12 protein-coding genes are annotated in these 14535 nt (G+C 67.0%); 2 read left to right on the top strand and 10 right to left on the bottom strand.

Translation table 11 applies throughout. The features are described 5' to 3' along the window. Positions 1-21: 21 nt before the first annotated feature. From ABIC21_RS12485 to ABIC21_RS12450, 8 genes are all read right to left on the bottom strand, one after another. Positions 22-936: a TolB family protein gene (locus ABIC21_RS12485; RefSeq protein WP_354350714.1), complete on the bottom strand. Its 915-nt coding sequence runs from the start codon at positions 934-936 to the stop codon at positions 22-24. A gap of 32 nt (positions 937-968) precedes the next feature. Continuing rightward, positions 969-1964, bottom strand: coding sequence for a sugar phosphate isomerase/epimerase family protein (locus ABIC21_RS12480; protein ID WP_354350713.1), 996 nt, complete (start codon positions 1962-1964; stop codon positions 969-971). 1 nt (position 1965) lies between these two features. Next, positions 1966-3108, bottom strand: coding sequence for a Gfo/Idh/MocA family protein (locus ABIC21_RS12475; protein WP_354350759.1), 1143 nt, complete (start codon positions 3106-3108; stop codon positions 1966-1968). A gap of 205 nt (positions 3109-3313) precedes the next feature. Next, positions 3314-4153 (bottom strand): carbohydrate ABC transporter permease, encoded by an 840-nt coding sequence (locus tag ABIC21_RS12470; protein WP_354350712.1) that lies wholly within the window; start codon positions 4151-4153, stop codon positions 3314-3316. Beyond that, a complete protein-coding gene (locus ABIC21_RS12465; protein WP_354350711.1) occupies positions 4146-5177 on the bottom strand; it encodes a carbohydrate ABC transporter permease in 1032 nt (343 codons plus the stop codon). Before ABIC21_RS12465 ends, ABIC21_RS12470 begins: the two co-directional genes overlap by 8 nt. Before the next feature lie 55 nt (positions 5178-5232). Continuing rightward, positions 5233-6552 carry an ABC transporter substrate-binding protein gene (locus ABIC21_RS12460; RefSeq protein ID WP_354350710.1) on the bottom strand — a complete coding sequence of 440 codons (1320 nt, stop codon included), beginning with the start codon at positions 6550-6552 and terminating at the stop codon, positions 5233-5235. Positions 6553-6607: 55 nt separating this feature from the next. Further along, complete coding sequence (locus ABIC21_RS12455) at positions 6608-7750, bottom strand: Gfo/Idh/MocA family protein (protein ID WP_354350709.1); 1143 nt, start codon at positions 7748-7750, stop codon at positions 6608-6610. Next, a complete protein-coding gene (locus ABIC21_RS12450; RefSeq protein ID WP_354350708.1) occupies positions 7747-8487 on the bottom strand; it encodes a sugar phosphate isomerase/epimerase family protein in 741 nt (246 codons plus the stop codon). Before ABIC21_RS12450 ends, ABIC21_RS12455 begins: the two co-directional genes overlap by 4 nt. Before the next feature lie 201 nt (positions 8488-8688). Here ABIC21_RS12450 and ABIC21_RS12445 point away from each other — a divergent pair, with 201 nt between their 5' ends. Together ABIC21_RS12445 and ABIC21_RS12440 are read left to right on the top strand one after the other, a co-directional pair. Beyond that, positions 8689-9900, top strand: coding sequence for an ROK family transcriptional regulator (locus tag ABIC21_RS12445; RefSeq protein ID WP_354350707.1), 1212 nt, complete (start codon positions 8689-8691; stop codon positions 9898-9900). Positions 9901-10008: 108 nt separating this feature from the next. Then, the gene (locus ABIC21_RS12440) at positions 10009-11202 is read left to right on the top strand and encodes an MFS transporter (protein ID WP_354350706.1); all 1194 of its coding nucleotides are present in this window, start codon (positions 10009-10011) and stop codon (positions 11200-11202) included. Between the two features lie 206 nt (positions 11203-11408). Here the strand turns inward: ABIC21_RS12440 and aceB are convergent, their stop codons facing one another. Beyond that, a complete protein-coding gene (gene aceB, locus ABIC21_RS12435) occupies positions 11409-13073 on the bottom strand; it encodes a malate synthase A (RefSeq protein WP_354350705.1) in 1665 nt (554 codons plus the stop codon). 105 nt (positions 13074-13178) lie between these two features. After that, a complete protein-coding gene (aceA, locus tag ABIC21_RS12430; RefSeq protein WP_354350704.1) occupies positions 13179-14492 on the bottom strand; it encodes an isocitrate lyase in 1314 nt (437 codons plus the stop codon). Between the last annotated feature and the right edge of the window lie 43 nt (positions 14493-14535).

Below are 14535 nucleotides of genomic sequence, written 5' to 3'. Positions count from 1 at the left end.
CGCGCGTTCGACACCGGGCAGTCAGCGGACCGGGTAGGCAGCATAGGCGACGCGGCTGGAATCGGGTGACCAGCTGTTGACGTTGAGGGTCCCCTGGCCGCCGAACAGGGCCCAAGTGTTCAGCGGTGCGTTCCAGTCGTCCAGCGAAACGGTGACGATTTCGACAGGCAGATCGGCGGGATGGCCCAGGGTTCCTGCCGGGAAGCGGAGATAGCTGGCGCGCTGCCCGTCGGGTGAGATGTGCGGGAACCAGTCGACTGTCCCGCTGTGAACCATCCGGTCCAGTCCTGTCCCATCGGCCCGCACGCGGGCGATCTGGGCATGCCCGGGCCGACTGCTGAAGGTCTCGGTATTGAGGTAGATCCATTCGCCGTCGGGTGAATACTCCGGGCCGTCACAATGCCCAGCCCCTGTGTCGACCGATGCCGGGGGTCCGCCGGCGGAAGGCATCGTCATGAGGCGTCCCGGCTTCGTGAATTTGCCTGCCTCCATCCCCACATAAGCGAGTTCGCGTCCGTCCGGGCTCACGCCGTGCAGGAAGTGGAAGTATCCGTCCTCGGCCGTGATCCGCGTCGCGTTCCCGCCGCGGATGTCTGCCCGATAAATGTGGCCGTCATTCGCGGAGAGATAGATCCGTTCGCCATCGGGTGCGAGCACATGATCATTGTTGAGATCGGGAATGCCCGCGAGGGGGACCTCCGCGAGCGAGCCGCTGGACATGTTCAGCCGCCACAGGGCCCCGGCGCCGTTGAGGATGAGCGCGGAGTCGTCGGGTGTCCAGTTGGGGGCCTCCAGGAGCAGGTCGTCGCTGGCGAAGATGCGCTCGCGGGAACCGGTGGTGGCGGACCCCACCCAGACTTCACAGCGTTGGCCATACCTGAGCGTGCGAGGCACGGGCTTGGTGGCCGGGTTTTCAGCATGCAGGGGCTCGTTCATGGCGGCGTGGCAAGACCTGAAGCTTCCCGGACTTACTGCTTGAACGCGGCGTCGAAGGACGTGTTCGACGCCGGGAAGTCGTACTTTTTGAGGGCGGCGAGGGCTTCGGGGGCGCCGTGGAGCCGGTCCATGCCGGCGTCCTCCCATTCGACGCTGATGGGGCCGTCGTAGCCGATCGCGGCCAGCGCCCGGAAGGACGATTCCCAGGGCACGTCGCCGCGGCCGGCGGAGACAAAGTCCCAGCCCCGGCGCGGGTCGCCCCAGGGCAGGTGCGAACCCATCACGGTGTTCCGGCCGGTGGGGCGCAGCTTCGTGTCCTTGCAGTCGACGTGGTAGATCCGGTCCTTGAAGTCCCAGATGAAGGACACCGGGTCGATGCCCTGCCACATGAAGTGGGACGGGTCCCAGTTCAGCCCGAAGGCCTCCCGGTGGCCGATCGCCTCGAGGGTGCGGACGGTGGTCCAGTAGTCGTAGGCGATCTCGGAGGGGTGGACCTCGTGGGCGAAACGGACGCCGCACTCGTCGAAGACGTCCAGGATGGGGTTCCAGCGGTCGGCGAAGTCCTGGTAGCCGGCCTCGATCACCGAGGCGGGGACGGGCGGGAACATCGCGACGTACTGCCAGATGGAAGAACCGGTGAACCCGACGACGGTGTCGACGCCGAGGGCCCTGGCGAGCCGGGCGGTGTGCTGCATTTCCTCGGCGGCGCGGGTGCGGACGCCTTCGGGGTCACCGTCGCCCCAGACCCTGGCCCCGACGATGGCCTCGTGGCGGAAGTCGATGGGGTCATCGCAGACGGCCTGGCCCTTGAGATGGTTGGAGATGGCCCAGACCTTGAGGTTGTATTTCTCCAGCACGGCGAGTTTGGCCTCGACGTAGCCGGGTTCGTCCCAGCGCCAGGCGTCCAAGTGGTCGCCGGATACGGCGATTTCGAGGCCGTCGTAGCCCCAGCCGGAGGCCAGGCGCGCGACTTCCTCGAAGGGCAGGTCGGCCCACTGGCCGGTGAACAGGGTGTACGGGCGGGCCATTTCAGGCTCCTTCGGTTGACGGATCGGTGGCGGGGCCGGAGGCCAGTTGGATGAGGGCGCTCTTGGCCGCCGCGCTTTCCTCGACTGCGGCCAGAATACGCTGGACGGTCAGGCCGTCCTCGAACGACGGCGAGGGCTGGCTGCCGTTGCCGATCGCGGCGAGGAAGTCACGGATTTCATGGGTGAAGGTGTGCTCCCAGCCGATCACGTGACCCTGCGGCCACCAGGCAGCGGCATAGGGGTGCTCGGGTTCGTTGACCAGGATGCGCCGGAAGCCCTGTTCCCGGACGGGGACGGTGGCGTCCAGGAAGCCCAGTTCGTTCAGGTCCTCGAGGTCGAAGAGGATGGAACCCTTCTCGCCGTAGATCTCCAGTTTGAGCGAATTCTTCTGGCCGGTGGCCATGCGGGAGACCTCCACCGAGGCGACGGCCCCGGATGCGAGCGAGAGCGTCGCCCAGGCGGCGTCGTCGACCGTCACCTCTTCCGGACCGTCACGGCCGGGGCGGTGCGAGGTGAACGTGTGCAGCCGGCCGGTGACCTCGGTGACCTGGTCGCCCAGCAGGAACAGCACCTGGTCGATGGCGTGGGAGGCAATGTCGCCCAGCGCCCCGGAGCCGGCGGTTTCCCTGTTCAGCCGCCACGTCATGGGCGACTCCGGGTCCACAAGCCAGTCCTGCAGGTAGGCCGCCCGAACATGCCGGATCGCGCCCAGCCGGCCCTCGCCGATCAGTTCCCGGGCCAGGGCCAGGGCGGGGATGCGCCGGTAGTTGAAGCCGATCATGGACTGGACACCCCTGCTGCGGGCCGACCGGGCCGCCGCGGTCATGGACTCGGCCTCCGCCAGGGTGTTGGCGAGCGGCTTCTCCACGAGCACGTGTTTCCCGGCCGCGAGCGCGGCGACGGCGATCTCCGCGTGCATAAAGCCGGGGGCGCAGATGTCCACGATCTGGATGTCGTCGCGGGCGATGACCGCTCGCCAGTCCGTGGACGATTCCGCCCAGCCGTATTTGGCGGCGGCGTCGGCAACCCCGGCAGCGTCACGCCCGACCAGTACGCGCTGTTCGAAGGCCGGGACGTCGAAGTAGCTGGCCACATTGCGCCAGGCGTTCGAGTGGGCCTTGCCCATAAACGCGTAGCCGATCATGGCCACGCCCAGCGGGGAACCGGTCCCGGCGGAAGGGCCGGGCGGGGCGTGGTTGCTGGTGCCGGTCTGCGCCGGCGGTGGCGTGTGCGCCGTCGTCATGTGGTGCTCCTCGTAACTGTGGTGGCCGGCCGCAACGGCGCTCGCCTGGCCGGCCTGGATGGGGATGGGGGCGGTGTTGAACTCAACGTGCCCGGCGTTGCGTCGTCTATTTCACCGCGCCGGCGGACAGGCCCGCGACGAGGTGCTTCTGGACCAGGATGAAGCCGATCAGCACGGGCAGGCTGACCACGACGGAGGCGGCCATGAGTTGGTTCCAGAAAACGTCCGATTCGCTGGCATAGGACTTGAGCCCCAGCGAGAGGGTCTTGGTGGCCTCGTTGGTCAGGACCGAGGCGAACAGGACTTCTCCCCAAGCGGATATGAACGAGTACACCGCCACCGCGATGATGCCCGGCTTGGCGACCGGCAGGATCACCCGGATGAGGGCGCCCATCCGGCCGGTGCCGTCGATCATCGACGCCTCCTCGAGTTCCTTGGGGATGGCGGCGAAATACCCCGTCAGCATCCAAATGGCAAAAGGAAGCGTGAAGGTCATGTACGTGATGATCAGGCCGAGGTAGGACCCTTGGAGCTGCAGCCCGGTGATGTTCCGGATCTGGGTGAAGATCAGGTACAGCGGCAGCAAGAACAGGATGCCGGGGAACATCTGGGTGGACAATACGGTCAGGCTGAAGGCGCGGCGTCCGCGGAACTGCAGCCGGGCGACGGCGTACGCGGCCAGGACCGCGACAGTGACCGAACAGACCGTGGCGGCCACGGTGATGATAAGGCTGTTCTGGAAGTACTTTGCCAGCGGCACCGTGGTCCAGATGTCGAAGTATGGTGCGGCGGTGAGCTCGTCCGGAATCCACTGGAACAGCCCGGAGACATCCTTGAGGGGCTTGAGCGAGGTGGACACCACGACGTAGAGCGGGATGGCCACCCAGAGGGACAGGATGGTCAGGACGATATTCCGCAGGATGCGGAAGTTGCGGGTCTCAATCATTGTCGGCCCCCTTGGGCAGCACCATGCGGATGTAGAAGAAGGACGCGATGAACAGGGCGATCAGGAGCAGGACGCTCATGGCGCCGCCCAGGCCGAAGTTCCAGCTGCCGAAGGAGTTCTGGTAGATCAGCGGCGAGACCAGGGTGGCTTCCTTCGGGGAGGCTGCGCCGAAGAGCACGAACGGGATGTTGAACTGGTTGAACGTCCAGAGGGACATCACCAGCAGCAGCACGCCGTTCGCGGGGCGGACCATCGGCAGGGTGATGCTGCGGAACTGCTGCCACAGCGAGGCGCCGTCGATCGAGGCGGCCTCGTAGACGTCGGCGGGGACGGTCTGCAGGGCGGCCATCAGCATCAGGAACGCGAAGGGCCACAGCTGCCAGACGTTCACCACGATCATGGCGCCGAAGGAGTTCTCGCCCAGGAGCCAGAAGGGACGTTCGTCGCCGAAAAGGTGCAGGGTGTCGACGAGGATCTGGTTCACGGCGCCGTCGCGCTGGTTGAACATAAAGGCCCAGGCGATGGTGCCCACATAGGCGGGCAGCGCATAGGGAACCAGGAAGAAGGTCCGCAGGATGGCGCGGCCCCTGAAGTTCGAGGAGAGGAACACCGCGCCGGCCATGCCCAGGACCCACGAGAAGCCAACCACCGTGACGGTATAGAGCATGGTCCGGCCGACGGTGCTGAAGAACGCCTGGCCGATGGTGCTTTCGGGGTTCAGGCCGTTGATGAAGTTCTGCAGGCCAACGAACGGGGCATTGAGCCAGTTGGTGAGGTTGAGCTGGGTGAGTGAAATGAAGGCAATCCACACGCCCAGAATCATCGGGCCAATGTGGATGAGCAGTTCGAGCAGGGCGGCCGGCAGGACGAGGCCGTAGGGGAGGAAGGACTTTTTCTTCTTGCGGACCGGCGGGGCGGTCCCTGCCGCGGGAGGGGCAGGAACGGGGCTCGGGGCGAGAACGGGTTGCGGGCCGGCGTCGCCGCCGGGTGCGGCGGTGCCGCTGTCCAATGCTGAGTGGGTCATGGAAGCTCCTTGGCCAGGGGTGCGGGGGCGTAGCCCCCGCACCCGTCAGGCATTGTTACTGGGCCGCGGCCATCTGGTTGTTGGCGTCCTTGAGGGCGGCCTGGACATCGGCTTCGCTGACAGTCCCGGTAGCTGCCTTGGCAAAGAGGTTCTTGATGGCCGTGCCTGTGAGGGTCTCCATCTGGCCCTCCTTGGGGATCAGCGGCATCGGCAGGGCGTGGTTGGCCAGCGCGTCGTTCTTGAGCTTGACCTCGTCGGTCTGGAAAGCGGCGTCCGAGGAGGCGCCGGTGACCACGGGCAGGGAACGGAAGGCCTTGTTCAGCGCGACCTGCTCCGCGTCGTTGGTGAGCCAGCCGGTCAGCTTGATCGCGTTTTCCTTGTTCTTGGAGTTCTTGAACACGCTCAGGTTGATGCCGGCGACGTGGCTCTGCGTGCCCTCGGGACCGCTGGCGCCGGCCGTCATCATGGGAACGGGGGCGACGGCCCAGTCCGTGAAGCCGCGGGCCTCGAAGTTCTTGACCGGGCTCTGGTCGAACAGCATGGCTGCCTTGCCGTTGATCAGGTTGTCGACCTTCTGGGCGCCGTCCGAGATCTCCGCGTCCGACGGCGACATCACCTTGTCGGTGGCCATCAGGTCAATCCACTGCTTGACTCCCGCGACCTGGGCGGCGCTGTCGAAGGTCGGCTTGCCGTCCTTGTCGAACAGGGTGCCGCCGTTCTGCAGACCGCGCACGAAGGCCTGGTGGGAGTTGGCGGAGACCGAGGCACCGGCGGCCGTGAAGCCCCACTGGTCCGGCTTGCCGTCGCCGTTGGTGTCCTTGGTCAGCTTCTTGGCGTCCGCGACGAACTCATCCCAGGTCGCCGGCGGCGTCTCGATGCCGGCTTCCTTGAACATCTTCGGGTTGTAGTACATGTTGTACGCGAGCCCGTACAGCGGGACCGACGTCGGGGTTTTCCCCTCGGCGCCGCCCGTTGACCAGCTGCTCTGCAGGAAGCGGTCCTTGCCCCCGACCGCCTCCAGGAGGGCGCCTTCCACCGGCTCGAACGCCCCGGTTTCCTGCAGCGTGACGGCCCAGGTGTTGCCGATGTTCAGGACGTCCGGGCCGTCGCCGCTGGTGACGGCGGTCAGGATGCGGTTGTACAGATCGTTCCAGCCGATCACCTCAAGCTTGACCTTCACGCCGGTCTTCTCGGTGAAGCGGTCCAGGCTTGGCTTGAGCTTGGCCGCGGTGTCCTCGAGGCTGTTGCCCTGGTTGGAGGCCCAGTAGGTGATGGTGTCGCTGGAGGCCTGGCTGCTGCCGCCGCAGGCGGTCATTCCGAGTGCCAGGGTTGCCGTGGCGGCCAGGGCCGACAGGACTCTAAGGGGTTTCTTCATGGTTGCTCCGGGTTTCTCGTCGTCGAGCTGGGGCTGGTGGGGTCGGGCTGGATTGCTAGGCGGAAAGCGTGGCCGCGGTCGGGTCCCAGTCCTCGGGCAGGGCCGGGACTTTGGCGGCGGAGCTGTCGACATCAACGAAGGCGCGGGTGTCGATCGACTCGGTGATGGAGGCCATGGTGTCGAGGATGTGGAATGCCAGCTCACCCTGGGCCCGGTGCGGCCGGCCTTCGCGGATGGCGCGGGCCATTTCCAGCACACCGGCGCCGCGGCTGGCGGTGGAGCCGATGGATGGCACGGTGGTCCAGTCGTCGGAGCCGAGTGCGCAGATCCGGATATCGCCGTCGAAGTTGTTTGGATCCGGCAGCGCAATGGTGGCGTCGGAACCGGTGATCTCGACGAAGCCGGCGCGCTTGAACGGTGAATCAAAGCTGAAGATGCTCTGTCCGGACTCGCCGCCTTCGAACTCCAGAATGGAGCTGACGTGCGTCGGGACGGTGACGGCGAATTTCTCGCCGGCCTTGGGTCCGGAGCCGATCACACGTGTTTCGCGGGATTTGGAACCGAACGCCGCCACCCTGCGGACGCTGCCGAAGGTCTGGACCAGGGTGGTGAGGTAGTACGGACCAATGTCGAACAGGGGTCCGGCGCCGTCCTGGAACAGGAATGCGGGATTCGGGTGCCAGGATTCCGGACCGGGGGACTGCATCAGGGTAAGGGCGGTCAGCGGCGTGCCAATGTCGCCGCGTTCGATCATCCGGCGCGCGGTCTGCAGGCCGGCGCCGAGGAACGTGTCCGGGGCACAGCCGAGGCGGACACCGGCGGCGTCGGCCGCCTTGAGCAGCCCACGGCCGCTTTCGCGGTCCAGCGAGAAGGGCTTCTCGCTCCAGACGTGTTTGCCGGCGTTGACTGCCTGGGTGGCCACCTCGACGTGGGCCGCCGGGATGGTCAGGTTGATGACGATCTCGACGTCGGGGTGACCGAGGACGGCCTCGACGCCGCCGTGGTTCTCAATCCCATACTCCGCGGCGCGGGCGGCGGCGGCGTCCTCGAAGAGGTCCCCGATCGCGACGACCCTTACGTCCGGGAAACTCGTGAGGTTGTCCAGGTACTGCTTGCTGATGACTCCGGCGCCGATGATGCCAACGCCGACCGGTCCTGATCCGAGGGGTCCGAAGCCGGCTCCTGCTGCGTGGTTCATGCGGAGACCTTTCCGGCGCTGAGGTAGTTGTAGCTGTCCCGGACGGCGTCGAACATATCGCCCTGGAAGTCGTCGAGTTCGATTACGCCTGCCTCGAGGGAACCTGCTGCTGCGAGCACATCCCAGACGGGCATCTTGCCGTCGCCCACGGCGAGCTGGCTGGAGGGGTCCGCGGTGACGGGGCCGTCCTTGATGTGGATGAACTTCACCCGATCACCCAGGCGGGCGAGGAGTTCGGCCGGATTCTGGCCGCCGACGGCAGCCCAGTAGGTGTCCAGCTCGAGGACGACCTCCGGGGCCAAATAGTCAGCGAGGTGTTCCAGGGCGGTCTTGCCCTCGATCATTGACTCAAGTTCCCACCAGTGGTTGTGGTAGCCGACGCGGACGCCGTAGCCGGCCCCCTTGGTGGCGGCGGCGTTGAGCTGGGCGGCTGTTTCCTTGATGTCTTCGATCGTGTTCCAGCGCTCGATCGGAACGTGCGGATCGATCACCGTGCCGATCCCCAAGTGCTGGGCGGCGGCGAAGATGGCGTCCTGGTCATCGCTGAGCAGGGGAGCGTGGCCGGAGGGGGCGGTGAGGTTGTTCTCGGCCATGGCCTGCTTCAGTTCAGCGGCTTTGGCAACGAATCGGTAGGGCTCAACCATGGTGAAGCCGATTTCGGCCAGGCGCTGGATGGTTCCAGCGAGATCCTCTTCAAGGGCCTTACGGACCGTGTAGAGCTGGATCGAGTATGACACTGTCTCTCCTCGTCGTTGGGGGATGAGCGGCAGCCCCCGCCCGATGCCGCCCCAGGGGGACAACCGGTGTATGCGGGGTAAGTGAGCTGCCTCACACCAAAGCTAGAACGACTTTTGTCGATCGTCAAGCAAAAGTTGTAAAATCAGTGTCAAACTTTTTGAAGCGTGACAGGCATAAGAACTTCGTGCTATCACTTACTCATGAGCACGCCCACCGGCACTGAACCCGCCGCCCCCGAGGCCGCCGGCAGTCTGTCCCGTGCCGGGGACCTGTTCCAGCTACTGCGCGACGGCAAAGCCCGCACCCGCGCCGAACTGGCCCTCACCACCGGCCTGGCCCGGTCCACCGTCGCGTCCCGCATTGACGCCCTGATGCACTCGGGGCTGGTCGGACCTGCGGGCGAGGCCAGCTCCAGCGGCGGCCGGCCGCCGTCGCGCTTTGCCTTCAACCCTGCCGCCCGCGTGGTGCTGGCGGTCGACGTGGGGGCCACCCACGTGCTCATCGCCGTCACTGACCTCAGCGGAACGGTGCTGGCCGAACGCCGGCTGGCCCAGGACGTCGCCGATGGCCCGGAGGCCGTGCTGGACCGGGTGGTGGCGGAAGGCACCAAACTGCTGGGCCAGGCCGGCCGCGGCAAGGACGGCCTCGCCGGCATCGGCATCGGCCTGCCCGGCCCGGTTGAACATGCCACCGGGATGCCCGTGAAGCCGCCGATCATGCCCGGCTGGGACGGGTTCGACGTCGTCCGGCACGTCCAGCACTCGCTGCCGGTCCCCGTGCTGGTGGACAACGACGTCAACATCATGGCGCTGGGCGAGCGGACAGCCTACTGGCCGGACCACGACAACTTCCTCTTCATCAAGGTCGCCACGGGAATCGGCGCCGGCATCATCAGCAGCGGCCAGCTCCAGCGCGGAGCCAACGGCACGGCCGGGGACCTTGGCCACGTCCGCGTGCCGCGCGGCGACGACGTGCTCTGCCGCTGCGGCAACTACGGCTGCCTTGAGGCGCTCGCGTCCGGTCCCGCCGTCGCGCATGCCCTGACCCTGCAGGGACTGCAGGCCGGCAACGGCGGGGACGTGCTGCGGCTCGTGTCCGAGGGCAACCTGCAGGCGATCCAGGCCCTCCGCCAGGCGGGCCGGGACCTCGGCGACGTGCTGGCCACCGTGGTGAACCTGCTCAATCCCTCCGTCATCGTGATCGGCGGCAGCCTCGGCCAGGCCGGCGAACACCTTATGGCCGGGGTCCGTGAGGTGGTCTACCGGCGCTCGCTGCCGCTGGCCACCACCCATCTGCGGATCGGGCTGTCCCTGGCGGGGGACCAGTCCGCCATCCTGGGTGCCAGCCAGATGGTCACCCAGTACGTGCTCTCGCCTGCCGTGATCGAAGCGACCCTGCAGGCGACGGGCTGACGCCGGGCATCCGCGCAGGTGCCACAATCGCCGGATCCGGCGGGCGCCCGTGATAGCAATGGGACTGATGAAAGCATATTTCTGCCCGCCGGCCGAGCCGCGGCACCCATGAGCGCCGACGTCCTGGCGAAGGTGCCGCGCAGCTGGATCCTGCTGGCCGCCATCGGGCTCATCGCCCTGAACATGCGCGGCCCGTTCGTGGCTGTGGCGCCGGTGGTCGGCCCGATGCAGGCGGAACTGGGCTTCTCCCCGGTGGAACTTGGTCTCCTGACCGGCATCCCGGTGCTGTGCTTCGCCCTTGCCGCGCCGCTCGCCGCGCTGACCGGACGCAAGCTCGGCGCGGAAGTCGCCATCACGCTCACCCTGTTCGGTGTCCTGCTGGGCGTGATTGTGCGATCGGCAGGCAACGGCGCCGTCGTCATGCTGGGCACGGTGATTCTCGGCGTAGCCATCACGATCGGCAACATCGTCGTACCGCTGATCATCCGGCGCGACTTCGCCCCCGCCCGGCAGGGCACGGCGATGGGCATCTACACCGCCGCCCTGAACATCGGCTCCTTTGTCACCGCCATGGTGATGGCGCCCCTGGCCGAACTGTTCGGCTGGCGGTTGGCCCTCGCCGCCTGCGGGCTCTTCGCCGTCGCGGCCCTCATTGCCTGGGTGCTCGCCTTCGGCAGCCGGGCGTTCCGGCCAGAACCCGTTCCCGCCCCGGAGCCGGCCCGTGCCGGGATCAAACGGGCGTCGCGCTGGATCACGGTCGGGCTGACCGCGGGCTTCGCGGGGCAGGCGTTCTCCTACTACGGTGTGACCGCCTGGCTGCCCAGCATCCTCGCGGACGAACTCGGCATGACGGCCGCGGAAGCAGGTGCGGGCTCGTCGCTGTTCCAGATCCTCGCCATCGTGGGCGGCCTGGGCGTACCGCTCGCGGCCCGTTTCGCCAGCACGACGACGGTGGGACTCACCCTGGGGCTGCTGTGGCTGACCGTGCCGGTGGGCCTGTTGCTGGCGCCGGAGCTGTGGTGGCTGTGGTCCTCGTTGGGCGGCATCGCCCAGGGCGGCGGCATCACGCTCATCTTCATTGCCATCATCCGGCTGGCCCGGGACCAGGCCTCCGCCGGCCGGATGTCCGCCGTCGTGCAGGGTGTGGGCTACTCCTTCGGTGCCCTGGCACCAACCCTGCTGGGCTATGTCAACGGGGTCTCAGGATCGTGGACCGGTCCGCTGCTGATGGTGCTCGGCTCGGTCGCGATGTTCATCCTCGGGACCGCGCTCTCCCTCCGCCACGTCCCCAAGGCGCACTGACCCGCACTGCCGCGCCTGCCGCGCCGGTGTCACAGTAAAGGCCCATGTTCATGCGAACATGGGCCTCAACTGTCATCGACGCCGTTGTCGAGTCCCCGAGGGGGTCTTCCGTCGCTGGGCCACCGCCCCGGATCTCGGGGGTGCCTGTTGCGAAGGGCATGGCAGCCCAGCAGACGGAAATCTGTACCAACCGGTGTGTACCGGCCCTAGGCGGGGACGAGGGCGGGATCCTCGGTGGGGAGGTCGCCGCCGTCGCGCGCTTCATGCAGGAACCGGTCGTAGGCCGGAAGCGTCAGGAAGGCCGGAAACGCCGGGGTGAGCGTGACTTCCTCGAAGATGTCCCGGGAATCGGCGAAGCGGTCGCCTTCGAAGCGTTCGAGCTTGGCGAACTCCTCGTCCAGCATGTCCTCGACCCAGTCGCGGGTGATGACCTCGCCCTGGTCCGTGATGGCCCGGGAGAAGATCCACTGCCACAGCTGTGAGCGGGAGATCTCCGCGGTGGCGGCGTCCTCCATCAGGTTGTGGATGGCGACGGCGCCGTTGCCGCGGAGCCAGGACTCGATGTAGCGGATGCCGACCTCGATGTTGTTCCGGATCCCCTGTTCGGTGATGGTGCCGGTGGTGGAGGCGATGTCGAGCAGGGCGCGGTCGTCGGGGGTAACGTCCTCGCGGAGCCGGTCCAGCTGGTTCGGGCGGTCGCCGAGGACGCCGTCGAACACCTCGCGGCAGACCGGAACCAGGTCCGGGTGGGCCACCCAGGAGCCGTCAAAGCCGTCGCCGGCCTCGCGGGTCTTGTCCGCGCGGACCTTCTCGATGGCGATCGCGTTGGCTTCGGCGTCCTTGCGGTTGGGGACGGCCGCGGCCATTCCGCCGATCGCCATGGCGCCGCGCTTGTGGCAGGCCCGGACCAGCTGTTCGGTGTAGGCGCGCATGAACGGCTGGGTCATGGTCACCTGGCTGCGGTCCGGCAGGACGAAGCGCGGGCCGCGGGTGCGGAAGTTCTTGATCAGCGAGAAGATGTAGTCCCAGCGGCCGGCGTTCAGGCCTGCGGCGTGGTCGCGCAGTTCGTAAAGGATCTCCTCCATTTCGAAGGCCGCCGTGATGGTTTCGATCAGCACCGTGGCGCGGATGGTGCCCTGCGGGATGCCGAGCAGGTCCTGGGCGAGGACAAAGATGTCGTTCCACAGGCGGGCCTCGAGGTGGTTCTCGATCTTCGGCAGGTAGAAGTACGGGCCCTTGCCCTGGGCGATCAGCCGGCGGGCGTTGTGGAAGAAGTACAGGCCGAAGTCGACGATGCCGCCGGCGATCGGCGTGCCGTCAATGAGCATGTGCTTTTCCGGCAGGTGCCAGCCGCGGGGGCGGACCACGATGGTGGGCAGCTCCCCGGCCGGGCGGAGCTTGTACTCCTTGCCCTCGGGGGACGTGAAGTCGATCCGGCGCTCCAGGGCATCGGTGAGGTTGAGCTGGCCCTGGATGACGTTGCGCCACGACGGGGTGGAGGAGTCCTCCATGTCCGCGAGCCACACCTTGGCGCCGGAGTTCAGCGCGTTGATGGTCATCTTCTTGTCCACCGGGCCGGTGATTTCGACGCGGCGGTCCATCAGGCCCGGAGCCGGGGGAGCCACGCGCCAGTTCGGATCGTTCCGGACGGACTCGGTCTCCCGGAGGAACCGCGGGTCCTGGCCCTTGCCGATCTGCTGGCGGCGGTCCCGGCGGGCCTGCAACAGCTCCAGCCGCCGTCCCTTGGTCGCCTTGTGCAGCTTGGCAACAAATGCCAAGGCATCAGGAGTCAGGACCTCGCTCTGCCGGCAAATCGGCTGTGCGGTCAACGTAACCCCGTTGATGGTGAAGTTGTCAGTGAAGCTGTTCATGGGAGTTGCTCCTTGAATGTCCGCCGTTGCCCTATCACTTTTGGTCTCCAAAGGAGGTCGATGAGGACCAAAAGTGATAGGGCAACTGGCGGGAAAAGCTGGGGATTAGTGGAACTGGCCTTCTTCGGTGGATCCCACCAGAGCCAGGGTGGATGCGTTCGGGTTGAGCGCGGTAGCGATGTCGTCGAAGTAGCCGGTGCCGACTTCGCGCTGGTGCTTGGTCGCGGTGTAGCCGCGGGATTCGGAGGCGAATTCCTTCTCCTGCAGCTCGACGTAAGCGCTCATGCCTTCACGGGCGTAACCGTGGGCGAGATCGAACATCGAGTAGTTCAGGGCGTGGAATCCGGCCAGGGTGATGAACTGGAACGTGAAGCCCATGGCGCCGAGTTCGCGCTGGAACTTGGCGATCGTGGCGTCGTCGAGGTGCTTCTTCCAGTTGAACGACGGGGAGCAGTTGTAGGAGAGCATCTGATCCGGGAAGTCGGCCTTGACGGCTTCGGCGAACTTGCGGGCCAGCTCCAGGTCCGGGGTGCCCGTCTCCATCCAGATGAGGTCGGAGTACGGGGCGTAGGCCTTGGCGCGGGCGATGCAGGGTTCGATGCCGTTGCGGACCTTGTAGAAGCCCTCCGCGGTGCGCTCGCCGGTGACGAATTCCTGGTCGCGCGGATCGACGTCGGAGGTGATCAGGGTGGCTGCCTCGGCGTCGGTGCGGGCGATGATGACGGACGGGGTGCCCGCGACGTCGGCGGCCAGGCGGGCGGCGTTCAGTGTGCGGACGTGCTGCTGGCTGGGGATCAGGACCTTGCCGCCGAGGTGGCCGCACTTCTTTTCCGAGGCGAGCTGGTCTTCCCAGTGAACACCCGAGGCGCCGGCCTGGATCATGGACTTCATCAGCTCGTAGGCGTTGAGCGGGCCGCCGAAACCGGCCTCGGCATCAGCGACGATCGGGACCATCCAGTCCTCGACGGTCTGGATGCCCTCGGAGAACTCGATCTGGTCGGCGCGGAGCAGGGCGTTGTTGATGCGGCGGACCACGGTCGGAACCGAGTTGGCCGGGTACAGGGACTGGTCCGGGTAGGTGTGGCCGGAGTTGTTGGCATCGGCGGCGACCTGCCAGCCGGAGAGGTAGATGGCGCGGAGGCCGGCCTTGACCTGCTGTACGGCCTGGTTGCCGGTCAGGGCGCCCAGGGCGTTCGTGTACTTGCCTTCCTGGTGCTCCGTGGTCAGCTGCTTCCACAGCTTTTCGGAGCCGCGGCGGGCGAGGGTGTGTTCCTCGGAGACGCGGCCGCGGAGGCGGACGACGTCGGAGGCCTTGTAGTCCCGGGTGACACCTTCCCAGCGCGGGTTGGCAGCCCACTCGAGCTCCAGTGCGGTGGCCTGCTGTTCGGGCGTCTGGGTGGGCTCAAATGCTGCAGTCATCTTTGTCTCCTTAGTGGGGCCCCGGGCCTGCCTTACTGCTTCC

This window comes from Pseudarthrobacter sp. PvP090, from assembly GCF_040547365.1.
Lineage (GTDB): Bacteria > Actinomycetota > Actinomycetes > Actinomycetales > Micrococcaceae > Arthrobacter.
The sequence above is the reverse complement of the archived record's forward strand: the minus strand, read 5'-3'. Positions and strand labels throughout refer to the sequence as shown.